A 23,063-nucleotide genomic window follows, 5' to 3' on the forward strand; every position below is an offset into this window, starting at 1 on the left:
CCGCTGTGGACTTCGGAGTTGTCCTGCAGGCCGACCCGCCCGCTTCCGCCGTCGTGTCCCTGATGCGCCGCGCCGAACGCAACGGCTTCCGCTACGGCTGGACCTTCGACTCGGCCGTCCTGTGGCAGGAACCGTTCGTCATCTACAGCCGCATCCTGGAACACACCGACCGGCTGATCGTCGGCCCGATGGTCACCAACCCCTCCACCCGCACCCCCGAAGTCACCGCCTCCACCTTCGCCACCCTCAACGAGATGTACGGCAACCGCACCGTCTGCGGCATCGGCCGCGGCGACTCCGCGATGCGGGTGGCCGGGCGGCCGCCCAACACCCTGGCCCGGCTCGGCGAGGCGATCGGCACCATCCGCGACCTGGCCGAGGGCCGCGAGGCGGACCTCGGCGGCGGCCACCGGGTCCGGATCCCCTGGATCAAGGGCGGCGAACTGCCGGTCTGGATGGCCGCCTACGGGCCCAAGGCCCTCGCCATGGCGGGCCGGCTGGCCGACGGCTTCATCCTCCAGCTCGCCGACCCCTTCCTCACCGAGTGGATGATCAAGGCGGTACGGCAGGCGGCGGTGGACGCCGGACGCGACCCGGCCGAGGTCACGATCTGCGTCGCCGCCCCCGCCTATGTGGGCGACGACCTCGGCCACGCCCGCGAGCAGTGCCGCTGGTTCGGCGGCATGGTCGGCAACCACGTCGCCGATCTCGTCACCCGCTACGGCGAGCACTCCGGCATGGTGCCGGACGAGCTCACCGACTACATCAAGGCCCGCAAGGGCTACGACTACTCCCACCACGGCCGGGCCGACAACCCGGACACCGCCTTCGTACCGGACTCCATCGTCGACCGCTTCTGTCTGCTGGGCCCGGCCGCCGCGCACCTCGACCGGCTGCACCAGCTCAAGGCGCTGGGCGTGGACCAGTTCGCGCTCTACGCCATGCACGACGCCAAGGAATCCACCATCGACGCCTACGGAGCAGAGATCATTCCCGCGTTCGCCGACTGAACGGGCCCTGGTACGGGGCCGGTTGTCGCCCACGCAGCTGTGCGGCAACCGGCGGCCGGCGGCCCGCCCCCGGACGAAAGGTCCCCGCATGCCCGCGACCTCCCCCTCCGTGCCGCCGGAACTCCCCATAACACCACCAGGGCAGCGCACCGCCCCGGACGGCCGCATCGAACCGGCACCGGGCGCGATCGCACCGCACGGCCGGTACGTCAACGCCGATCTGCGCCCCGTACCCCTGGCCGAACGCCGCTGGACCACCTACAACTTCACCGCCCTGTGGATCGGCATGGCCCACAACATCCCCTCCTGGACGCTGGCTTCGGGCCTGGTCGCCCTCGGCATGGACTGGAAACAGGCGGTCCTCACCATCGCCCTGGCGAACCTCGTGGTCCTCGTCCCGATGCTGCTCACCGGGCACGCCGGCCCCAAGTACGGCATCCCCTTCCCCGTCCTGGCCCGGGCCTCCTTCGGGCTGCGCGGCGCGAACCTGCCCGCGCTGGTGCGCGCCGCCGTGGCCTGCTGCTGGTTCGGCATCCAGACCTGGATCGGCGGCCAGGGCATCTACATCCTGCTCGGCAAGATCTTCGGCGGCGACTGGGCCGGGGCCGCGTCCATCGGCGGCTACCCCTGGACCCTCTGGCTCTGCTTCCTCGCCTTCTGGGCCGCCGAACTGGCCATCATCCACCGCGGAATGCAGACCCTGCGCCGCTTCGAGAACTGGGCCGCGCCCTTCGTCCTGGTCGGCGCGGTGGCGCTGCTCGTCTGGATGGCCGTCAAGGCGGGCGGGTTCGGTCCGCTGCTGGACCAGCCGAGCACGCTGGGCTGGGGCCCCGACTTCTGGCCCGTCTTCTTCCCGTCCCTGATGGGGATGATCGGCTTCTGGGCGACGTTGTCCCTGAACATCCCCGACTTCACCCGGTTCGGGGCCGGCCAGCGGGCGCAGGTCTGGGGGCAGACCCTGGGGCTGCCGACCACGATGACGGCGTTCGCGCTGCTCTCCGTGCTCGTCACCTCCGGCTCGCAGGCCGTGTACGGGGCGCCGATCTGGGACCCGGTCGCACTGGCCGGCAAGTCCGACAATGTCTTCGGTCTGCTCTTCGCCCTGGTCACCGTGCTGATCGCGACGATCTCGGTCAATATCGCCGCCAACGTGGTCTCGCCCGCCTACGACCTGGCCCATCTGGCACCGAAGTTCATCAACTTCCGTACGGGCGCGCTGATCACGGGCGTGGTCGGCGTGATCATCCTGCCGTGGAAGCTCACCGCCACACCCGAGCTCTACATCTTCACCTGGCTCGGTGTGGTCGGCGGACTGCTCGGCACGGTCGCCGGCATCCTCATCGCCGACTACTGGATCATCCGCCGCACCGTCCTCGACCTCGCCGATCTCTACCGTCCCGGCGGCCGCTACTGGTACACGGCCGGCTGGAACTGGCGAGCCGTCCTCTCCTTCGTCGTCGGCGGACTGCTGGCGGTGGGCGGCTCGTATTCGCAGCCCGGAAAGGGCCCCTTCCCCGCCGACGGTCTGATCCCGTTCCTCAAGCCACTCGCCGACTACGGCTGGGCGGTGGGCCTCGGCACCGCACTGACGCTCTACGCGGCGCTGATGGCTACGGCACCCGGCCGAGCCACTCCGCCGAACTGAACTTGCCCGCCGCCAGCTCCTGCGCCCGCGCCAGCTCCGCGTCCGAGACCACGCCGTCCGCCCCGCCGTAGCGCGCCCGGAACGACGCGATCATCCGCTCGATGACCTCGGCGCGGGGCAGCCCGGTCTGCCGCCGCAGCGGATCCACCCGCTTCTCGGCGCTGGCGATGCCCTTGTCCGACACCTTCTCCCGGCCGATCCGCAGCACCTCGACCATCTTTGCCGCATCGATGTCGTACGACATCGTCACGTGATGCAGCACGGCCCCGCCCGCCCGTCGCCCACCACCGCCCCGAGCCGAAACGCTGCGCGTTGCCCCTTCCGGAATTGAGACAACGCGCTTCTGCGCCGCCCCCGCAACCTTCCCGGCATCCGTCGCGATGTCATTGAGCGGCTTGTACCAGGCCTTGATCCCCATATCGCCCAGCGCCGCCAGCACCCAGTCGTCCAGATACGCATAGCTCTCGGCGAAGGTGAGCCCCTGCACCAGGGACTGCGGCACACACAGCGAATAGGTGATGGTGTTGCCCGGCTCGACGAACATCGCCCCGCCACCGCTGATCCGCCGTACCACCGTCACACCATGGCGCTCGGCACCCCGCTCGTCGACCTCGTTACGCAGCGACTGAAAGCTGCCGATGATCACCGCCGGCCGGTCCCACTCCCACACCCGCAGGGTCGGTGGCCGCCGACCCGCCGCGACCTCCTGCGTCAGCACCTCGTCCAACGCCATGTGCAGCGCGGGCGGCTGCGGCCCCTCATGAATGATCTGCCAGTCGAAGTCGGTCCACTCCGCGGCGTCCACCACGGCCCGCCGGACCGCGACCCCCACCGCCTCGCTGCTGAACCCGAACAGCACCGCGCCGGCCGGCAGCGCCGCATCGATCCGCGCCGCCAGCCCCCGCGCATCGGTGTCCGCCGGCGCACCCTCCAACGCCCCGTTGATCGCATCCAGCGCCTCGTCCGGCTCCAGGAAGAAGTCCCCGGCGACCCGGACCCCGCGCAGCGTTCCGTCCGTCACCTCCAGATCGACGACCACGAGCTTGCCGCCCGGGACCTTGTACTCACCGTGGTGCACGGTGTTCTCCTCTCCCCGAGGTCTCCCCGAGTCCGCGCCTCACCCACCCGCCGTCAGCTTCTCCAACAGCCGGGGCAGCGCACTGCCGATCGGCTCGCGGATCACCTCGGCGGCAAGCGTGTCGTACGGCGTCGGCTCGGCATTGACGATGATCAGCCGTGCGCCGTGCTCGGCGGCCACCCCCGCGAGCGAGGCGGCCGGCTGCACCTGCAACGTCGTGCCCACGGCCAGGAAGATCTCGGCGGCCTTCGCCACGCCCAGCGCCGTACCGAGCACCTGCGGATCCAGCCGCTCCCCGAACATCACCGTCGCCGACTTCAGGATCCCGCCGCACACCAGACACGCGGGATCGGGCTCGCCCGCGGCCACCCGCGCCAGCGCCTCCTGCATCGACGACCGGGCATGGCAGCGGGTACAGGTCACCGCCCGCACGGTGCCGTGCAGCTCCAGCACCTTGCGCTCGGGCATCCCCGCGAGCTGATGCAGCCCGTCCACGTTCTGTGTGATCACCCGCACCGGCGTCCCGGACCGCTCCAGCCGGACCACCGCCTCGTGCGCGGCATTGGGCCGCGCCCGGAAGGCGGGGCTCTCCTGCCGCATCCGCCACGAGCGCCGCCGGATCTCCGGATCGCCCATGTACGCGTCGTAGGTGACGAGCTTCTCCGCCTCCGGGTCCCGCCGCCACAGCCCGTTCGGTCCGCGGTAGTCGGGGATCCCGGAGTCGGTGGAGATTCCCGCTCCGGTGAGGATCGCGACGAGGGGGCGGCGGGGAGGCTGGTCGGGGGACACGTCGGTGCCGGTCATGGGGCGAGCGTACGCAGAACGCAGGCCGGCCGTCCCGTCAGTTTTCGGTGTCGGGCCGCCAGCCGGGCGCGTGCCGGCGGGCGAGTTCGTCCCAGGCGGTCGCGCCGCCGGGCAGGGGCCAGGACCAGGTCGCTGCCCGGGCGGTCACCAACTCGTGCAGCTGCTGTCCGAGTCGGCCGCTCGCCGCCCGGGAGCGGAGTGCGGCGAGCGGGTCGCCCGCGGCGTGCTCGTCTGCCAACTGGGCGGCGCGGTGCTCGTATTCGCTGATCAGCGGCTGGGCGTAGCGCGTGGCCCACTGGTCCGGTAGTTCACGGGCGAGGGCCAGGACGGCGGGTCGGCCGTTCTCGGCGAGCGCGGCCGCCAGGCGGTCATGGCCGTCCAGCACCAGGAAGGTGTCGAGGCCGCCGACCCACCAGAGGAGAACCGGCGGAAGGACGCCCTCGCGGTACTGGCGGCGGTAGGCCTTCACCCGCGCCGCGTCGGGTGCGGACAGCGGGCGCAGGGGCAGGATGTCGCGGGCGTCCTCCACGGGATCGCCGTAGCCGAACCAGGTGATGTGGCCGATGGGCGGGTCGTGCTGCGGCAGCCGTGCCCAGTTCGCCGCGACGTCCCATCGCCGGGGCAGACCGGGCGTCAGCTGCCAATCGCCGCCGTGCAGGGGCCCGTTGAGGCTGGTGTGCAGCTCGCTCGCGAAGTGCTGGGCCCAGCCGGCGAACCAGGCGTCGGTGTCGTCCGGGTGCGTTTCCCGGCGCGCCCGGGCGGCATCGGCGCGGAGCGGGGGCAGCGGCGAGTCGTACCGGCCCGTGCGGACGTAGTGCACCCCGCGGAGCGTCGCGCGCTGCCGCGCCAGCAGTACGACCTGCTCCCCCTGGAAGAGCACCAGCCGCCGCCCGTCCGCGACGTCGACCCGCAACGACGGGCGGTCCGGTCCGTCGACGGCCAGCGCCAGCCCGTCCCAGCGGACGCCGGTGGCGGAGCGGGGGAGGGGGGTTTGCTGCATGGGCATGGTGAGAGGGTACGTCCGAGATCCGGGACACCCTTCTGCCGGTCTCCTGTATACGAATTACCGGCCTCCTGTATACGAAATACGTGCCAACTCCGGCCCGGCGATGTCCGGAAAGCCAACGACGATCGAGGAGCCCACACTCGTGTTCACCACCCGTCCGACCCTTCAGGGCACCTTCGGCATGGCCTCCACCACGCACTGGCTGGCGTCCCAGTCCGCGATGGCGGTCCTGGAGGACGGCGGCAACGCCTATGACGCGGCCGTCGCAGCCGGGTTCGTGCTGCATGTCGTCGAGCCGCATCTGAACGGGCCGGCGGGCGAGGTGCCGATCATCCTGGCGCCCGCGGACGGGCCCGTGCGGGTGCTGTGCGGCCAGGGCCCGGCACCGGCCGGCGCGAGCGTGGCGCACTACACCTCGCTCGGCCTCGACCTGGTCCCCGGCACCGGGCCGCTCGCCGCCGCCGTCCCCGGCGCCTTCGACGCCTGGATGCGGCTGCTGCGCGACCACGGCAGCAGGTCACTCGCCGAGGTGCTGCGGTACGCCATCGGCTACGCCGAGCACGGCCACCCCGCCGTCGAGCGGATCGGCGAGACCGTCGAGACGGTGCGTGAACTCTTCGAGACGGAGTGGACGTCCTCCGCCGAGATCTACCTCCCGGGCGGCAGGTCCGTCGCCCCTGGCGGTCTGCTCAGGAACCGGCCGCTGGCGGCCACCTGGCGCCGGCTGATCGCCGAGGCGGAGGCCGCGTCAGCCGGCCGCGAGGCGCAGATCGAGGCGGCCCGCCGGATCTGGCGCGAGGGCTTCATCGGCGAGGCGCTCGCCGAATTCGCGGCCCGCCCGGCCATGGACACCTCCGGCGAACGCCACCCGGGCACCCTCACCGGCGACGATCTGGCCGCCTTCTCCGCCACGTACGAGGAACCGGTCACCTACGACTGGCACGGTTGGACCGTCGCCAAGGCGGGCGGCTGGTCCCAGGGCCCCGCCTTCCTCCAGCAACTCGCCCTGCTGCCCGAGGAGTTGCCCGCATACGGCAGCCCCGAGTACGTCCATCTGCTCATCGAGGGCTGCAAGCTGGCGATGGCCGACCGCGAGGCCTGGTACGGCGACGCCGACGAGGTCCCGCTCGACACCCTCCTCGGCGACGGGTACAACGCCGCCCGCCGGACCCTCATCGGTGAGCAGGCCTCCTACGAGCTGCGGCCCGGCAGCCCGGACGGCCGCACCCCGCGGCTGAGCAAGCATGCGACGGCGGTCGCGGCCGGCGAGGAGGGCTTCGACGCCATGGGCATCGCCGGCAGTGGTGCGGGCGAGCCCACCGTCGCGCGGTTGCCCGCGGTGGCCGCGCCGGAGACCGACCACAACGGTGCCACCCGGGGCGACACCTGCCATATCGACGTCGTCGACCGCTGGGGCAACCTGGTCTCCGCCACCCCCTCCGGCGGCTGGCTGCAGTCCAACCCCGTCGTCCCGTCCCTCGGCTTCCCGCTCGGCACCCGGCTCCAGATGGCCTGGCTGGAGGAGGGCCTGCCCAACTCCCTCACCCCGGGGCGCCGCCCCCGCACCACTCTCACCCCGTCCCTCGCGCTGCGCGACGGGGTCCCGGTGATGGCCTTCGGCACACCGGGCGGCGATCAGCAGGACCAGTGGCAGGTCCACTTCTTCCTCGCCGTGGCGCTGCGCCCGCCGGTCCGTGGCGGGCTCGACCTTCAGGGCGCCGTCGACGCGCCGAACTGGCACAACGACTCCTTCCCCGGATCCTTCTTCCCGCGCGGGATGCGGCCGGGGAGCGTGACCGTGGAGTCCCGGATCGGCGACGGGGTGATCGACGGGCTGCGCCGGCGTGGGCATCACGTCACGGTGGGTGACGCCTGGTCCGAGGGCCGGCTGTGCGCCGTGGTCCGGGATCCGGAGACCGGGGTGCTGTCCGCGGCGGCGAATCCGCGGGGGATGCAGGGGTACGCGGTCGGGCGCTGACCGGTCCGGCACGGCGGGACCGCGGGCCGCGCCACCCCCGCCGTGCCCACCGCGGCATCCGGAGTTCACCTGGAGTCCAGGTGTCGTGTCAGTGGCTCATGGTTCGATGGATACATGCTCGAAGCACTTCGTACCCAAGATTCGGGAGATACCGCGATTATCTCGACCACCCCGATTGCCCCGGAGGACGCCGCCGCGGCCGCCGCCCCCGGTGCCGAGGCCGTCGACGCCCCGGGACTCGACCTCTCGTCGCTGGACCTGGCCGCCGTCGAGGCCGCCGTGCGCCGCGCCGCGGCCGACGAGATCATGCCGCGCTTCCGGCAGCTCGCCGCCGAGGACATCGTCGAGAAGAACGGGCCGCACGACCTCGTCACGGTCGCCGACCGGCTCGCCGAGGAGCACCTCACCGCCGCGCTCACGGCCCTGCTGCCCGGCTCCCGGGTGGTCGGCGAAGAGGCGGTGCACGCCGACCCCACCGTGCTCGACGCGCTGCACGGCGACGCACCCGTCTGGATCGTCGACCCGGTCGACGGCACCCGCCAGTTCGTGCACGGCGACCCCGGCTTCGCCACGCTCGTCGCGCTCGCCCACCGCGGCGAGGTGCTGGCCTCCTGGACGTACGCCCCCGCGCTCGGCCTGATGGCCATCGCCCGCCGCGGCGCCGGCGCCGAGCTGAACGGCGTACCGCTGCACACCGGCACCCCGGACCCGGACGCCGTCCTCGACGTCGCCACCTCCCACTACGACTTCACCGACGACGACCAGAAGCGGGTGCTGGCCGCCCTGGAGACCGGCGGTATCGCCCCGCGCCCCTGTGGCTCGGCGGGCCTGGAGTATCTGCACATCGCCCGCGGCGAGATCGACGCCACGGCCTTCAGCTGGGAGAACGCCTGGGACCACGCCGCGGGTCTGCTGCTGGTCCATGAGGCGGGCGGTGCGAGCGGCACGGTCGCCGGGCAGCCGTTCCGTATCGAAGGCGGCAATGCGCTGCCCTTCACGGCGGCGCGGGACGCCGAAACGGCGCGGCGTATCCTCGGACTGCTGGCGGCCGCCAACTGACCCTCGACGACGAGGGTCGGACGTGAGGGGAGTGGCGCAGGTGCCGACGATGCTCGATGCCGTGGTGATCGGGGCGGGGCCCAACGGCTTGACGGCGGCCGTCGAACTGGCCCGCCGTGGCATGTCCGTGGAGGTCTTCGAGGCCCGCGACACCATCGGCGGCGGCGCCCGCACCGAGGAGCTGACCCTCCCCGGTTTCCGCCACGACCCCTGCTCGGCGGTGCACCCCACCGGCGTGGGCTCGCCCGCCTTCGCCAGAATGCCGCTGGAGCGGTACGGCCTCGAATGGCTGCACCCCGACCTCCCCATGGCGCATCCGTTCCCGGACGGCACGGCCGCCGTGCTCGCCCACTCCGTCGGCGAGACCGCGATGTCCTTCGGACCGCGCGACGCCGGCGCGTACCGCAGGCTGGTCGCGCCGTTCATCGGCAGGTGGGAGGCGATGGCCCGCGATTTCCTGCGCACCCAGTGGCTCGGCCCGCCCCACGACCCGCTGACCTACGCCCGCTTCGGCCTGGTCGCGATGCAGCCGGTCACCCTCCTCAGCCGCCGCTTCCAGGACGAGAAGGCCCGCGGCCTGATGGCCGGGCTCGCGGCGCATGCCATCGCCCCGCTCGGCGGCATCGGCACCTCCGGCATCGCCCTGATGTTCGCGCTCGCCGCGCACGCCAAGGGCTGGCCGGTGGCGCGCGGTGGCTCCCAGGCCATCTCCGACGCGCTCGCCGGCCTGCTGCGCGCCCATGGCGGAGTGGTGCACACCGATTTCGAGGTCAAGCGGCTGGACGACCTGCCGCCGGCCCGTGCGTATGTCTTCGATACGTCACCGACCGCGCTGGCCCGGATCGCGGGCCTGGGCCACGCCTACCGCGATGTGAAGTACGGCCCCGGCGTCTTCAAGATCGATTACGCGCTGTCCGGCCCGGTGCCCTGGACGGCCGAGGCCGCGCACCGCGCCGGCACCGTCCACATCGGCCCCACCAGCGGCGAGATCGCCGCCGCGCTGAACGCCGCCACCCACGGCCGGGACCCGTCCGTCCCCTTCCTGATCACCGCTCAGCCCAGCCTGATCGACCCCACCCGCGCCCCCGAGGGCAAGCACACCTTCTGGGCGTACGGCCATGTCCCCAACGGCTGGGAGGGTGACGCCACCGACGTCGTCGAGCGGCAGATCGAGCGGTTCGCCCCCGGCTTCCGCGATCTGGTCCTGGCCCGCGCGGTCGCCGGTCCGCCGCAAATCGCCGCCCGTAACGCCAACTACGTCGGCGGCGACACCGCCACCGGCTCCGCGGCCGGCCTGCGCCTGCTCATCCGCCCCAAGCTCGCCCGCATCCCCTACGAAACCGCCCACCCCGCCGTCTTCCTCTGCTCCCAGGCCACCCCGCCCGGCCCCGGCGTCCACGGCATGTCCGGCCATTACGCCGCCAAGGCGGTCTGGCGCCGACTCCGCGCGCACCGCCGCTGACCACACGCACCGCCGTCAACCACACGCACCACCGCTAAATCAACTGGCCGCACCACCGGACCCTGCTTACGCTCAGGGAACATGAGCACCTCCCGCCCCACCCTCACCCTCGTCCAGGGCGACATCACCGAACAGACCGTGGACGCCGTGGTCAACGCCGCCAACTCCTCGCTCCTCGGCGGCGGGGGAGTGGACGGGGCGATCCACCGCCGCGGCGGCCCGGAAATCCTGGCAGAGTGCCGCTCCCTGCGTGCCGCGCAGTACGGCCGCGGCCTGCCCACCGGCCAGGCCGTCGCCACCACCGCGGGCCGGCTGCCCGCGCGCTGGGTCATTCACACCGTCGGGCCCGTGTACTCCGAGAGCGAGGACCGCAGCGCCCTGCTGGCCTCCTGCTACCGCGAATCCCTGCGCATCGCCGACGAACTGGGCGCGCGAACGGTCGCCTTCCCGGCCATCTCCACCGGCGTCTACCGCTGGCCCATGGAGGATGCCGCCCGTATCGCCATCGAGACGGTGCGCTCTGCGGACACGGCCGTGGACGAGGTGCGGTTCGTCCTCTTCGACGAGCGGGCGTACGCGGCGTTCGCCCAAGCGAGCTGACCGCAGCGCGGCCGGGCTGGTTCCCTGCCTTCCCTGCCTTTGCGGCCGTCATTTGAACCGGGCGTCGGGGCTGTGGAAGAACTTGAAGATGGTCAGGACCGCGATCACCTGCACCAGGACGTAGGCGACTTGCGTGGAGAAGCTGCGGATCTGGTAGATCGACAGCAGCTGTCCGACGCGGTTGGGCCAAAAGCGCCGTTCGGAGCGGAACGTGTGGACGTCCATGGCGAGGCTGGTCAGGGTCAGGATCAGCAGCATCAGGGAGCCGCCGACGGCGACATTGCCGGTTTCCTGATCGGTGATGAGGTTGCCGAGGAGGCCCAGGCCGATCAGCAGGGCGTAGGCGACCACCAGGCCCAGAGCGCGGGCCGGGCCACGGCGGCCGGGCAACAGGCGCCACAGTGCCCCCAATACCAGTCCGGCGCCTGCCCAGACGAGCTCCCACCTGATGAACGACCACACCACGTCGGGTACTCCGAAGATGTACAGCCCTCGGCGCATCCATGCGAATCGTTGTGAGTAGTCCATCCAGACCATCAGAATGCTGCCCGGCAGGCCGAATGCGGCCGCCAGAGCGGCGGCGCGGCGCGCGTTGTCCCACCATTCGGCGTGTGGTCCCCAACTGAGGGCGACGTCGACGACGGTGACCTGGACCGGCAGCCAGGGCCGTGGAGCGCCGCCCTCTCCGGTCACCGGCCGCCAGCGGTGCAGCCGGCTCAGTTCCCTTTCCACCGCGTGCCGGCTGAGTGGGCCTTCGCCGCCTCCGTGCTCCATGCTGCGCAGGGCGGCGGTCAGTTCACGGTAGCGGCGCGCGCGTGCGATCAAGTCGCTGCGCTCGGCTTCGGTGATCGATTCGCACAGTTGCGGGGAGCCTTCGCCTCCCTCGAAGTGCTGGGTCAGTACCGCCCGGCGCCGGCCGACGGCCAGCAGCCCGTAGAGCGCGGCGATGTCGAGGGCGAGCCAGAGGACGGCGAAGGCCTGGCTGCCGGCGTAGGAGTTCTGGCGCCAGGCGACCACGACGGCGAAGAACACGGCGAGCAGGAGGCGGTCCAGCCGAGTCAGGCTCGCATACGACACGGTGGGTGTCAGGTCTCTGGCCCGTAGCAGAGCGACGATCGCAAGGCCGGTCAGTACCCATGCATGGGCGTAGTACCAGAGCGGGATCTGGTAGGCGACGGACGCCAGGTTCAGGCTCAGGGAGGCCACGTGATCGACGTGGTAGGCGGGCGTGGTGCGGTCGCTCAGCCAGCTGACGCGCTGCCACGTGTACTCGCTTGCCCATACCGACCATCCCAGGAGCAGGATGGTGACGGCGGCGAGTGCGGGACCGAACCGGCGCAGCCGCCAGGGGGCCGCCGTCGGTCTGAGTCCGCCTTCTTGGGCGAGCATCCAGGCCCACAGCGCGAAGCCGGCCAGCCACAGCCACTCCGTGGCCGCGGCCAGCGCCACCAGCACGGAGAAGCCGGCGTCGGTCACGCCGATGCGCGTGGCCAGTTGCGGGGGAAGCCCGAACAGGGACGGCATCGCGGCTACCAGCCCCGCGGCCGCGGCCACGAGTGAGGCGGCCAGCAGTACGGACTTCCTCGGGCGGGCGCAGACGACCAGGAGCCAGCCTGCCAGGATGCCGATCAGCACCTGCCAGCGGAGGTTGTAGTCCAGCCAGCCGGGTGTGGGGTGCGTGACCGCCTCGGCAGTCTTCTGCATCCCTTTGTACAGCAGCAGGACCATCAGGCCGAGGGCGGCTTTGAGCAGGCCCCACCGCCACAGGGCGGTGCTGCTGCTCTTTTCCAGCTCGGTGAGCTGGGAGTCGGCGGGCTGACGGCGGGCACGCAGGGTGGCTTTGAGCAGGCCCCACCACCACAGGGCGGTGCTGCTGCTCCTTTCCAGCTCGGTGAGCTGGCGGCCGGCGGGCTGACGGCGGGCACACAGGGCGGCCAGTACGATGGCGATCGAGGTCGCCATCCACCAGGTGGTCACCCCGGCGGCGTTGACGACCAGCAACGGTTCGGTGCCCTTGGCTGTGGCCGCCCAGGCCCGTTGCCAGGGGGGAAGCACCTGCACCGTGACCATGGGCTCTCGCGCGGCGGGCCTTCGGAGCCCGGTCCACACCAGGTGCCCGTTTTTGGCCGTCGAGGGCCTGGGGCTGACCTTGGAGGCGCCCAGTCCTCCCAGATCGATCTCCACCCTGTTCCAGTGGGCGCCTCTGAGCGCCTGCGGCGGGACGAGCTTCAGGGCCCAGTTCCCGTGGTGGACGTCCATTACCCACGGGCCGACATCGAAGTGCCCGCCGGAGTTGAACTGGAACAGCGTCTCGTAGCGGACCTCGACCCAGGACGCCACCGCCATGACCCGTGGGTTGTGCGTGCGCCACTCCTCGGGGCGCTTCATGGACTGCCGTTCCCGAAGCAGGCAGCGCATCGCACGCCGGTAGAGCTCGGAGTTCTCGCTCAGCAGCAGGTCATCGGCGTACGGCCAGCTGGTCGGTACCCGGACCGTCATTACGCCGATGGCCTCGGGGACGGTGCGGTCATGGTTCCTCAGGCGCAGCTCGACGTCCGTGCGGGCCGCGGTCAGCTGCGCGGCGTGGCAGTCATCGGCCGACGAGGCGCCGACCGCGTCCGACCGGGCGGGCCACCCGCCCCAGCACACCAACCCGACGAGCAGCACAGCGGCACAGCGCAGCCCCAGGCCCCGCAGGCCGCGGCTGCCGGACCCCCCTGTCTGCCGCGCCCGTCTCACCCGCGCGCCACCTGTCACGGCACCGCGGGCGCCTGCTCCGCCCGCGCACCCCGGCCTCCGCGACGCGGGCCGCAGCGCACTCTCACGGCGCCGCACCGGTGCTTGTCGGGCATCCGCTGATATGGGTGCACTGCAGAATCACCTGGCACACCAGGCTCTCGGCCTCTTCGCCGTCACCGCTGCCGCCGGTCTTGACGAAGCGCCACTGGGAAGGCTGGGTGTGGTCCGTCGTTGCGGCCTTTTCGACGTGGATGCGCAGCGTGCGTGCCGCGAGATCATGGGTTTCGACCAGGACCTCGTCGGAGGAGACGGGGAAGTGGTCGTGCAGCAGACACAGGCCGAAGCGGTCGAGGTTTCCGTGCCTTTCCAGCACGGCCACCAACTCACGGACGAACTGACTGTCCTGAGGGCTCAGCCCCTCGGCTTCCTCGAAGCGGGGAAGCTCCCGGCCGGGAGTGATCGTGCGGTTTCCCATGGCTCTGTCCTTGACCTCGTATGTATGTGGCCTTCGTGGCGCAAATATGCGGACAAACACGCGCAATCCGGCGTAACGTCCGGGACTGGCCGGTCGGCCGCACGTACGGCGCCGGGGCCCGATGGCGTCATACCGCCGACCGGTCACGGACAACGGCGTCATCCCGGCCTCCCTGAGTACGGCGGAACGGCCGCGCGGCATCCGAGTGAGTGCGGTCCCCGGACGACTGACGCCCCGTCATGGCCGGCCGGCACTATGACGCTGTGGTCGAGATGAATGCGTCAACGGTCCCTGAGCGCCCCGTAATCGAGCCCTATCCGCCGATCGAGCCCTACGACACCGGCATGCTCGATGTCGGCGACGGCAACCTCGTCCACTGGGAGGTCTGCGGCAACCCGGAAGGGAAGCCCGCGCTGGTCGTGCACGGTGGGCCGGGATCCGGATGCACCGCCGGGGCGCGCCGGTACTTCGACCCCGAGCGCTATCGGGTGGTCCTCTTCGACCAGCGCGGCTGCGGCCGCAGCGCCCCGCACGCCAGCGATCCGGCCACCGATATGCGGCACAACACCACGGACCATCTGCTCGCGGACATGGAGCAGTTGCGCACGCACCTGGGCATCGAGCGCTGGCTGCTGTTCGGCGGATCGTGGGGTTCGACGCTGATCCTGGCGTACGCGGAACGCCACCCCGGGCGGGTGACGGAGATCGTCATCCCCAGCGTCACCACGACCCGGCGTTCGGAGATCGACTGGCTCTACCGCGGCGTCGGCCGGTTCTTTCCCGAGGAGTGGGACCGCTTTCTCGCCGGCGCCCCCGGGGTGGGCCGGGACGGCGACATCGTCGGGGCGTATGCCCGCCTGATGGAGGACCCCGACCCGGCGGTACGCGAGAGGGCCACCGCCGACTGGTGCGCCTGGGAGGACGCGGTGCTCTCCCTGGAGCCGTACGGGAGCTCCAACCCGTACGGTGACCGGCCCTCGAAGGCCCGGCTGGGCCTGGTGCGGATCTGCTCGCGCTACTTCTCGCACGGCGCATGGCTGGAGGAGGGCGCCCTGCTGCGCGACGCCGGCCGGCTGGCGGGCATCCCCGGGGTGCTCATCCACGGCCGGCAGGACATGGGAGGGCCGCTGCACACCGCCTGGGAGCTGGCCCGCGCCTGGCCCGACGCCCGGCTGATCGTCATTCCTGGCGCGGGGCACAAGGGGAGCGCCGCGACGCGTGCGGAGGTGCTCGGTGCGCTCGACCGGTTCGCCGGGAAGTGAGCAGGTGTGACCCGCGCCGTCCCTGGTGGCCCGACGTTGATGTCGGATTCTCGCCAGCCGGGACCCGCCGGCTGAGGAATCCTTGAGGCCATGCACACCGACACCGAGCGCTGTCTGCGCGCCGTGCAGTCCAAGGACGCCCGCTTCGACGGCTGGTTCTACACGGCGGTGCTCACGACCCGTATCTACTGCCGGCCCAGCTGCCCCGTGGTGCCGCCCAAGCCCGAGAACATGCGCTTCTACCCGAGCGCGGCCGCCGCCCAGCAGGCCGGATTCCGGGCCTGCAAGCGGTGCCGCCCGGATGCCAGCCCCGGCTCCCCGCAGTGGGACGAGCGGGCCGATCTGGTCGCCCGTGCCATGCGGCTGGTCGCGGACGGCATCGTCGACCGCGAGGGCGTCCCCGGCCTCGCGGCGCGCCTCGGCTACAGCACCCGGCAGATCGAGCGCCAGCTGCTGGCCGAGCTGGGCGCGGGGCCGCTCGCCCTGGCCCGCGCCCAGCGCGCGCAGACCGCCCGGCTGCTCGTGGAGACCACCGCACTGCCGATGGCCGATGTCGCCTTCGCCGCCGGGTTCGCCAGCATCCGTACGTTCAACGAGACGGTACGGGAGGTCTTCGCGCTCTCCCCGACCGAACTGCGGCAGCGCGCCAGGCCCGGCCCGCGCGCTGTGGTGCCCGGCGCGCTCGCGCTGCGGCTGCCCTTCCGGCAGCCGCTGAACCCCGACAACCTCTTCGGGCACCTCGCCGCCACCGCGGTCCCCGGTGTCGAGGAGTGGCGTGACGGCGCCTACCGCCGCACCCTGAGCCTCCCGTACGGGCACGGCATCGTCGCCCTGGCGCCCCGCCCCGACCACATCGACTGCCGGCTCGCCCTCACCGATCTGCGCGATCTGGCCGGCGCCATCGCCCGCTGCCGCCGGATGCTCGACCTCGACGCGGACCCGGAAGCCGTCGACGGGCTGCTCCGCGAGGACCCGCGGCTGGCACCGCTCGTCGACAAGGCACCCGGCCGTCGTGTCCCCCGTACCGTCGACGCCGATGAATTCGCGGTCCGCGCCGTCCTCGGCCAGCAGGTCTCCACCGCGGCCGCCCGCACCCACGCCGGACGGCTGGTCCATGCGCACGGCGAGCGGGTCGACGACCCGGGCGGCGGCCTCAGCCACCTCTTCCCGTCCGCCGCCGCGCTCGCCGAACTGGACCCGGAGTCGCTGGCGATGCCCCGTACCCGCCGGGCCACGCTCACCGGCGTCATCGCCGCCCTCGGCTCCGGCGCGCTGCAACTGGGCGTCGGCAGCGACCGGGACGAGGCCCGCGCGCAGCTCTCGGCACTGCCGGGGGTCGGCCCCTGGACCGTCGAATGCATCGCCATGCGCGCACTCGGCGACCCGGACGCCTTCACCCCGACCGACCTCGGTCTGCGCCGCGCGGCCGCCGGGCTCGGCCTGCCGCACACCCCGGCGGCCCTGATCCGGCACTCCGCGATCTGGCGCCCCTGGCGCGCCTACGCCGTCCAGTACCTCTGGGCGACCGACGACCACCCCATCAACCATCTCCCGACGAACTGAGTCCGCAGCCATGACCGTGCACGCACCCGCGCCCGGCGCGCCCCTCACCCACACCGTCCTGGACGACACCCCGGTGGGCCCGCTCACCCTCGTCGCCGCCGGCGATGCCCTCACCGGGCTCTACATGACCGACCAGCGCCACCGCCCGCCCCAGGAGACCTTCGGCGACCCGGCGAACCCCGACGAGCCGCCGTTCGCCGCGACCATCGCCCAGCTCCGGGCCTATTTCCGCGGCGAGTTGACCACCTTCGACCTGCCGCTCGCGCTGCGCGGCACGCCCTTCCAGCGCCGCGTCTGGGCGGCGCTGTGCACGATCCCCTACGGCGAGACGCTCTCGTACGGGCAGCTCGCCGAACAGCTCGGCGCCCCGTCCGCGGCCCGCGCGGTCGGGTTGGCCAACGGGCGCAACCCGGTCGGCATCATCGTGCCCTGCCACCGCGTCGTCGGCGCCGACGGCAGCCTCACCGGCTACGGCGGCGGCCTCGACCGCAAGCGCCGGCTGCTCGCCTTCGAGCGGACGGATCACGCCCTGTTCCCGGCGGAGGCCTGCGGCTGACGGGAGCCGGCGACCGAGGCGTGCCGACGGCTGAGGAGGGCCGGCAGTTGGGGAGGGCCGGTAGTTGAGGAGAGCCGGCGGCTACGGCGTGGCCGTGGTGGGCCCGCCCCGCGGCGTCAGGCCGTCCAGCAGCGCCCGTGCGGTCTCCGCCGCGAACTCCTCCTCGCCCTCGGGCCGCAGCGCACCGGCCGGCGCCTCGGTGCCGAAGAACAGATCGAGGAAGGCACGGTGGAAGCAGGCCCCGATCAGCAGGGTGGCCGCCGCGTGCGGGTCGATGCCGGTCGAGACCCGGCCCAGCTTCTGCTCGGCCGTCAGATACGCGGCCAGATGCTGGGTGGCGTTCTGCGGTCCGGCGGTGCCCAGCTCGTCCAGCTTGCGGCGGTGCGTCGCCAGCAGCTCCGGGCTGGCGAAGAGTGACGCGGCGATCGGGAAGGAGCGGCGGTAGAAGCGGACGGCGGCCAGCGCCACGTCCTTGAGGTGCACGGCCGGACCGCGATCGTCGCCCGCCCTGCGCGGCAGCTGCTCCATCGCGTCCGAGAACCGGGGTGCACGCTCGTGCAGCACCCGGACGAAGATCTCTTCCTTGTTGCGGAAGTGCTTGTAGAGCGCCGCTTCCGAGCACCCCGCCTCCCGGGCGATCTGCTTGGTCGTCGTACGCGTCAGGCCCACGGTCGTCATCAGCGCGGCGGCGGCGTCGAGGATGCGGGAGCGCGTCAGGGCGCCTCCGGTCAGGGGAGCGGCGGCGTCTGGGGTCATGGCGGGAGCTTACCTTGACAGGTGAGTGAACACTTACCCACACTGGCGGGTAAGTGTTCACTCACCCTTTGCTCACCCCCCTTACCCACCCTTGGGAGAGGCCATGAAACTCACCGTCCTCGGTGCGTCGGGCGGCGTCGGCCGACAGCTCGTCACGCAGGCCCTGGCCGACGGGCACGAGGTGACCGCCGCGCTGCGCAGCCCGCAGAAGCTGACCGTGCGGCACGAGCGTCTGACCGTGGCCCGCGCGGACGCGCTCGACGCCGCCTCCGTCAAGACGGTGATCGACGGCGCCGACGCGGTGCTCTCCGGCATCGGCCAGGCCGGCCGGCACGACCCGCTGCGGCCCGCCTCCACCTCGGCCCGCGCGGTGGTCGAGGCGATGACCGCGACCGGCGTACGGCGCCTCGTCGTGGTCAGCGCGGCCCCGCTCAACCGCACCGGCGCCGGCCAGTCGTTCCTCACCCGCCGGGTGTTCGGCCCTCTCCTGTGGGCGGTCCTCAAGGAGCTCTACACCGACCTGGAGCGGATGGAGGCCGTACTGCGTGACAGCGACCTCGACTGGACGGCTGTCCGCCCGCCCCGCCTGCTCGACAAGCCCGGCGAGGGCCGCTACCGCCACGCCGTCGAGGCCGGCCCGGCCGGCGCCAGCCTCGCCCGCGCCGATGTGGCCCGCGCCATGCTCGATTTCGTCGACGACCCGCAGACCTACGGCCATGCGGTGGGCATCAGCCGCTGACACCGCCGCACCATGCCGGCGGCTCTGGCGACGGGCCTCAGAGTGGACCCGCTCTAGGCCGGGCTCTCCGCGTCGACCACGCCCCGTACCTCCGCCACCAGGCGCTCCGCCTCCGTCAGCGAGTGCCGCAACTCCTCTTCCGTACGCCCGAGTTCGCCGAGCAGGGAGAGGGCGCGCGCCTCGAAGCCGGGCGGTGTGTGGGGCATGGCGGCGGCCGCCGCGAGGGCGCCCTTCTCGTTGAGGCACCAGGTGCCGTGGTGCGCGTGCAGGGCCTGGACGAGGTTGCCGACGGCCCGGGACAGGCACAGGGCCGCATGCAGTACGTCCCGGGCGGTGTATGACTTGCCCGCCATCGCCACCGAGAACCCCGCGTCCCAGACCGCGGCGCCGGCCAGCGCCTTCCGCAGCGCCTCCGGATAGGCCCGGGCCTCGTCCTTGAGGCGGGCCAGCTCCCCGTCGGTGTCGGCGAGCACCCGGCCCAGCGCCACCTCGCCCGGATAGGCGGGCGACCAGAAGCCGTGCGGATGACCGGCCTGGACGCCGATCTCGAAGCGGCCCGCGCGGCAGTCGTCCCACACCCGCCGCACCCGGTCGGCGTCCCGCAGGATCCAGTCCACATGGCTGCCGTCGGGCAGTACGAGCCACGCCCCGCCGTTGACCCACGCGCCCCAGGCCCCCGGCCCGTACACCTCGACCGGGCCGCCGGTCACCTCCGCGGCGAGCGCCTCCAGCGCCGGCAGGTCCGGCTCGCCCCGGTAGTAGACGCCCAGATCCCAGTCCGAGTCCGCCCGGTGCGTGCCCCGCGCCCGGCTGCCCCCGAGCATCACCCCGACCACTCCCGGTACTTGGGCGACCTTGGCGGCAATGGCGTCGATGGCGTCTATGGCTTCCATGGCGGACAGCCTAGGACGCGGCCCCTGCGGAGCGGGAACGGTTTTCGCGGGGCCCGCGGCCGGCCTCACGCCGGCATGCCGTCAGCCCCCGAAGGCGTCAGACCGTCCACCAAGGCAGCAGCTCCCCACGCCTACGCGCTGTCCGCGTCGAAGTGAATCAGCGGCTTGATGATTCCCCCCTCTTTCGAGGCCATCATCCGGAATGCCCGTTCGATCTCGTCGAAGCCGAATTCGTGCGTGGTCATGGGCGTGGGATCGACCTTCCCGGTCTCCATCAACCGGAAGATCCGCCGAAGCCACCCGCGGCCTCCGCGGTTGAACCCGCCGTAGACCTGCTTGTCGGACATGCCGTATCCGAATGGCTCCAGGGGGATCTTCAACGGCTCGGGCACCTCCCCGTGGTACCCGACGTTGGAAATGCGCCCTCCCGGCTTCGTGACCCGAAAGGTTGCCTCCCAGGTCTGAGGGGTGCCGAGCGCCTCGATGGCTGCGTCGACCCCCTGGCCGTCCGTCAGCTCCAGGATCCGCGCGACCGGATCGCACCGTGTGTGGTCGACGACCAGATCGGCGCCGAAGGGGCGGGCCAGATCCTGACGGGCGGGAACCGACTCGACGGCGATGATCAGGCCCGCGCCGCGCAGCCGGCAGCCGATCGTCGCCGACAGCCCCACCGCGCCCTGGGCGAAGATCGCGACGGTTTCGCCCAGTGCGAGTTCCGCGTGTTCGGCGGCGACGAACCCGGTGGAGAGCATGTCGGTGGCGTACAACGCCTTGTGGTCGGAGAGCCCTTCGGGAATCGGTGCGAGGTTGGCCTGGGCGTTGTTGACGAGAAAGTACTGGGCCATGTTCCCGTCCCGCCGGTTGGTGAATCTGGCGCCTCCCAGCATCCGCCCGAGGCATTGCGAGGAGAACCCGCGCTGACAGGAATCGCACTGGAAGCAGGGCGTGACCCCGGACACCGCGACGCGCTGGCCTTTTGCCAGTCCCTCGACGGCCGAGCCGAGCGCATGGACGACACCGACCGCCTCATGCCCCAATGTCACATCCGGAGCGACCGGAATCGCGCCCCTCATGGTGTGCACATCGGTTGTGCACACCATGGCCGCGGTGGTGCGCACGACCGCGTCATTGGGGCCGGGTTCGGGGACCGGCTTCTCGATGACGCCGACCTCACCGACCTTCCGGAGAACAAAAGCTCTCACGTGTGATCACCTGCCGCTCTATGCGGGGAGTGCGAGGAGAGCGTCAGCCGGCCCAGGTCCATGCGGCGACCTCGGGGAGATCCGTGCCGTACCGCGGACTCGTGTGAGTGGCTCATGCCATTGCCGTTCCCGCAGAGGAGACCCGGCAATGGGCGCCGCGTCATCCTCCGCCCGTTCGGCCGACACGGCGCGCCGGCATCGGCGGCAGCCGCATCAGGCCCCCACCACCCGGCGGTCCCTGGGCACCCAGAACGTACGCCAACCCGGCACGCATCCACCTGCGTCGGTGACGGGTCCCGCCGCACACCGACGGACCGTCAGCTTCCGGCCGGCGGCAGGCCGTCCTCCAGCTCCGCCGGGCCGCGGCCGTCCGCGAGGGCCTTGAGGGCGGCGCCGATGCGCAGTGCCATCTCCCGGTTCACCAGCGTCTGGGCCTCTTCCCAGTGCACCAGGCGCCAGGACAGCAGCTCCTCCTCCTGCAGCCGGATCGCGGCGAGCCGGTCCGCGTCCAGCACCCCACCGTCGTAGAGATACGACACCAGCGGCGGCCGGCTCTCCCCGCGTACCCAGTCGACGGCGAGCAGCGGCCCCAGCTCGATGTCCAGGCCGATCTCCTCGGCGGTCTCGCGACGGGCGGCCTGGCGGGGCGATTCACCGGCGTCCGACTCGACGGTGCCGCCGGGCAGGATCCAGGTGTCGCGGTAGTTCGGCTCCACGAGCAGGATGCGGCCCTCCGCGTCACGGAAGATGGCGCCCGCGCCCGCGAGCACCCGGGGCAGGCCGGCGATGTACGTGGCGTAGTCCATGGTCGTCACGGCGCGAGCCTAGAGCCTGCCCGGTGGATCTTCGAGGGCGCGCGAGGGTGCGTGTGGCCCCCTTCGGACCCAAGTGCCCTGTTCGCGGGGCCGCCGGCCGGATAAGGTCGCAGCGGCGCGACTGCCAGTTCGAAAGCAAGGGGAAACACGGTGGCGGACGCAGCAAGGACAAACACAGCACATGTGCTGATCGCCGCGGACAAATTCAAGGGTTCGCTCACGGCCGTCGAGGTGGCCGCGCATGTCACGGCCGGTCTGCGGCGCGTGGTTCCCGATCTGGACGTGGCGGCCGTCCCGGTCGCGGACGGCGGCGACGGCACGGTCGCGGCCGCCCTCGCAGCCGGCTTCACCCGGCACGAGGCGCGGGTCACCGGCCCCACCGGCGAACCGGTGACGGCCACCTTCGCACTGCGCGTGGGGGCACCCCCAGCGGTAGCTGGGGGAGGCACCGCGGTGGTGGAGATGGCGGAGGCCTCCGGGCTCCAGCACCTCCCCGGAGGCGTCTTCGCGCCCCTGACGGCCACCACGTACGGCACCGGAGAGCTGCTGCTCGCGGCCCTGGACGCGGGTGCGACCTCGATCGTCTTCGGCGTCGGCGGCAGCGCCACGACCGACGGCGGCGCGGGCATGCTCGCGGCGCTCGGCGCCCGGTTCCTGGACGCGGAGGGTACGCCGATCGCCCCCGGCGGCGGCCCGCTGCGCGAGCTGGCCACGGCCGATCTGTCCGGCCTGGACGCCCGGCTGGCCAAGACCGCGATCGTGCTCGCCAGCGACGTCGACAACCCGCTCACGGGCCCGAAGGGCGCCCCGGCGGTCTACGGGCCGCAGAAGGGCGCCGACGAAGACGATGTCGCCACGCTGGACGCCGCCCTGGCGCACTATGCCGAGGTGCTGGAGCGCGCGGTGGGCCCCAAGGCCGCCGAGCACGCCCTGGCGCCCGGTGCGGGCGCGGCGGGCGGCGTCGGCTATGGCGCGCTGGTCGGCCTGGACGCGGCGTTCCGGCCGGGCATCGACGTGATGCTCGACGTCCTGGGCTTCGCCCCGGCGCTGGCCAAGGCCACGTTCGTCATCACCGGCGAGGGTTCGCTCGACGAGCAGACCCTGCACGGCAAGGCCCCGGCCGGCGTCGCCGCCGCGGCCAGGGCGGCCGGCCTGGACGTGGTCGCGGTCTGCGGCCGGCTCCAGCTGACGCAGGAGGCCCTCGGTGCGGCCGGGATCCAGCGTGCGTACGCCCTGACGGATCTGGAGCCCGACCCGGCCCGCTGTATGGCCGAGGCGGGCCCGCTGCTGGAGCGGGCGGCGGAGAGTCTGGCGCGCGACTTCCTGGTCTGAGGCCGCGGTGCGGCCCGCCGCGGGCCGCACCCACCACAATGCCGAGAGCCCCGGGCGAATTCTTCGCTCGGGGCTCTCGGCGTGGTTCT

The 23,063-nt window shown here is 72.3% G+C and carries 20 protein-coding genes; 11 read left to right on the plus strand and 9 right to left on the minus strand.

The genetic code is table 11. The annotated features are described in order from the left end of the window. Nucleotides 1–5 precede the first annotated feature (5 nt). Both DY245_RS00775 and DY245_RS00780 read left to right on the plus strand, forming a co-directional pair. Nucleotides 6–1,010 (plus strand): TIGR03842 family LLM class F420-dependent oxidoreductase, encoded by a 1,005-nt coding sequence (locus tag DY245_RS00775; RefSeq protein WP_128502408.1) that lies wholly within the window; start codon nucleotides 6–8, stop codon nucleotides 1,008–1,010. Nucleotides 1,011–1,098: 88 nt separating this feature from the next. Then, nucleotides 1,099–2,655, plus strand: coding sequence for an NCS1 family nucleobase:cation symporter-1 (locus DY245_RS00780; protein ID WP_128502409.1), 1,557 nt, complete (start codon nucleotides 1,099–1,101; stop codon nucleotides 2,653–2,655). Here the strand turns inward: DY245_RS00780 and lplB are convergent. The 3 genes from lplB to DY245_RS00795 are packed head-to-tail and all read right to left on the minus strand — an operon-like array spanning nucleotide 2,621 to nucleotide 5,543. Next, nucleotides 2,621–3,733: a lipoate-protein ligase small subunit gene (gene lplB, locus DY245_RS00785; protein WP_128502410.1), complete on the minus strand. Its 1,113-nt coding sequence runs from the start codon at nucleotides 3,731–3,733 to the stop codon at nucleotides 2,621–2,623. The two genes, DY245_RS00780 and lplB, sit on opposite strands and share 35 nt — an antisense overlap. A 39-nt stretch (nucleotides 3,734–3,772) precedes the next feature. Then, on the minus strand, nucleotides 3,773–4,537 hold the full coding sequence (locus DY245_RS00790) for an SIR2 family NAD-dependent protein deacylase (RefSeq protein WP_128502411.1): 765 nt from the start codon (nucleotides 4,535–4,537) through the stop codon (nucleotides 3,773–3,775). Between the two features lie 37 nt (nucleotides 4,538–4,574). After that, a complete protein-coding gene (locus DY245_RS00795) occupies nucleotides 4,575–5,543 on the minus strand; it encodes a hypothetical protein (protein WP_128502412.1) in 969 nt (322 codons plus the stop codon). Nucleotides 5,544–5,685: 142 nt separating this feature from the next. On the opposite strand from DY245_RS00795, the gene DY245_RS00800 reads away from it, so the two are divergent. The 4 genes from DY245_RS00800 (at nucleotide 5,686) to DY245_RS00815 (ending at nucleotide 10,642) form a co-directional block, all read left to right on the plus strand. Next, nucleotides 5,686–7,521, plus strand: a complete 1,836-nt coding sequence (locus tag DY245_RS00800) for a gamma-glutamyltransferase family protein (RefSeq protein ID WP_128502413.1) — start codon at nucleotides 5,686–5,688, stop codon at nucleotides 7,519–7,521. Between the two features lie 114 nt (nucleotides 7,522–7,635). Then, complete coding sequence (locus tag DY245_RS00805) at nucleotides 7,636–8,580, plus strand: inositol monophosphatase family protein (RefSeq protein WP_128502414.1); 945 nt, start codon at nucleotides 7,636–7,638, stop codon at nucleotides 8,578–8,580. 40 nt (nucleotides 8,581–8,620) lie between these two features. Further along, nucleotides 8,621–10,042: a phytoene desaturase family protein gene (locus tag DY245_RS00810; RefSeq protein WP_128502415.1), complete on the plus strand. Its 1,422-nt coding sequence runs from the start codon at nucleotides 8,621–8,623 to the stop codon at nucleotides 10,040–10,042. A gap of 81 nt (nucleotides 10,043–10,123) precedes the next feature. Beyond that, the gene (locus DY245_RS00815) at nucleotides 10,124–10,642 is read left to right on the plus strand and encodes an O-acetyl-ADP-ribose deacetylase (protein ID WP_128502416.1); all 519 of its coding nucleotides are present in this window, start codon (nucleotides 10,124–10,126) and stop codon (nucleotides 10,640–10,642) included. 48 nt (nucleotides 10,643–10,690) lie between these two features. On the opposite strand, the gene DY245_RS00820 is transcribed toward DY245_RS00815, so the two are convergent. Both DY245_RS00820 and DY245_RS00825 read right to left on the minus strand, forming a co-directional pair. After that, entirely contained in the window at nucleotides 10,691–13,381 is a 2,691-nt protein-coding gene (locus DY245_RS00820; RefSeq protein ID WP_128502417.1) for a DUF6185 family protein, read from the minus strand. A gap of 82 nt (nucleotides 13,382–13,463) precedes the next feature. Further along, nucleotides 13,464–13,856 carry a hypothetical protein gene (locus DY245_RS00825; protein ID WP_244942744.1) on the minus strand — a complete coding sequence of 131 codons (393 nt, stop codon included), beginning with the start codon at nucleotides 13,854–13,856 and terminating at the stop codon, nucleotides 13,464–13,466. A gap of 272 nt (nucleotides 13,857–14,128) precedes the next feature. On the opposite strand from DY245_RS00825, the gene pip reads away from it, so the two are divergent. The 3 genes from pip (at nucleotide 14,129) to DY245_RS00840 (ending at nucleotide 17,237) form a co-directional block, all read left to right on the plus strand. Next, nucleotides 14,129–15,118 (plus strand): prolyl aminopeptidase, encoded by a 990-nt coding sequence (gene pip / locus DY245_RS00830; protein ID WP_128502432.1) that lies wholly within the window; start codon nucleotides 14,129–14,131, stop codon nucleotides 15,116–15,118. Nucleotides 15,119–15,208: 90 nt separating this feature from the next. Next, complete coding sequence (locus DY245_RS00835) at nucleotides 15,209–16,681, plus strand: DNA-3-methyladenine glycosylase 2 (RefSeq protein ID WP_128502418.1); 1,473 nt, start codon at nucleotides 15,209–15,211, stop codon at nucleotides 16,679–16,681. A gap of 10 nt (nucleotides 16,682–16,691) precedes the next feature. Next, complete coding sequence (locus DY245_RS00840) at nucleotides 16,692–17,237, plus strand: methylated-DNA--[protein]-cysteine S-methyltransferase (RefSeq protein ID WP_128502419.1); 546 nt, start codon at nucleotides 16,692–16,694, stop codon at nucleotides 17,235–17,237. Between the two features lie 81 nt (nucleotides 17,238–17,318). On the opposite strand, the gene DY245_RS00845 is transcribed toward DY245_RS00840, so the two are convergent. Beyond that, nucleotides 17,319–17,993 carry a TetR/AcrR family transcriptional regulator gene (locus DY245_RS00845; protein WP_128502420.1) on the minus strand — a complete coding sequence of 225 codons (675 nt, stop codon included), beginning with the start codon at nucleotides 17,991–17,993 and terminating at the stop codon, nucleotides 17,319–17,321. A gap of 103 nt (nucleotides 17,994–18,096) precedes the next feature. Between DY245_RS00845 and DY245_RS00850 the strand changes: the two genes are divergently transcribed. Further along, complete coding sequence (locus DY245_RS00850) at nucleotides 18,097–18,732, plus strand: NAD(P)-dependent oxidoreductase (protein WP_128502421.1); 636 nt, start codon at nucleotides 18,097–18,099, stop codon at nucleotides 18,730–18,732. Nucleotides 18,733–18,785: 53 nt separating this feature from the next. On the opposite strand, the gene DY245_RS00855 is transcribed toward DY245_RS00850, so the two are convergent. The 3 genes from DY245_RS00855 to DY245_RS00865 all read right to left on the minus strand — a co-directional run bounded on the left by DY245_RS00855 (nucleotide 18,786) and on the right by DY245_RS00865 (nucleotide 21,633). Next, on the minus strand, nucleotides 18,786–19,625 hold the full coding sequence (locus DY245_RS00855) for a nucleotidyltransferase domain-containing protein (protein ID WP_128502422.1): 840 nt from the start codon (nucleotides 19,623–19,625) through the stop codon (nucleotides 18,786–18,788). A 131-nt stretch (nucleotides 19,626–19,756) separates the two neighbouring features. Beyond that, entirely contained in the window at nucleotides 19,757–20,827 is a 1,071-nt protein-coding gene (locus tag DY245_RS00860; protein WP_128502423.1) for a zinc-binding dehydrogenase, read from the minus strand. 317 nt (nucleotides 20,828–21,144) lie between these two features. Continuing rightward, on the minus strand, nucleotides 21,145–21,633 hold the full coding sequence (locus DY245_RS00865; protein WP_181923451.1) for an NUDIX domain-containing protein: 489 nt from the start codon (nucleotides 21,631–21,633) through the stop codon (nucleotides 21,145–21,147). Nucleotides 21,634–21,825: 192 nt separating this feature from the next. Between DY245_RS00865 and DY245_RS00870 the strand changes: the two genes are divergently transcribed. After that, complete coding sequence (locus tag DY245_RS00870) at nucleotides 21,826–22,974, plus strand: glycerate kinase (protein ID WP_128502433.1); 1,149 nt, start codon at nucleotides 21,826–21,828, stop codon at nucleotides 22,972–22,974. Nucleotides 22,975–23,063: the final 89 nt, after the last annotated feature.

The sequence above is a fragment of the Streptomyces inhibens genome, from assembly GCF_003389455.1.
Classification (GTDB): Bacteria; Actinomycetota; Actinomycetes; order Streptomycetales; family Streptomycetaceae; genus Streptomyces; species Streptomyces inhibens.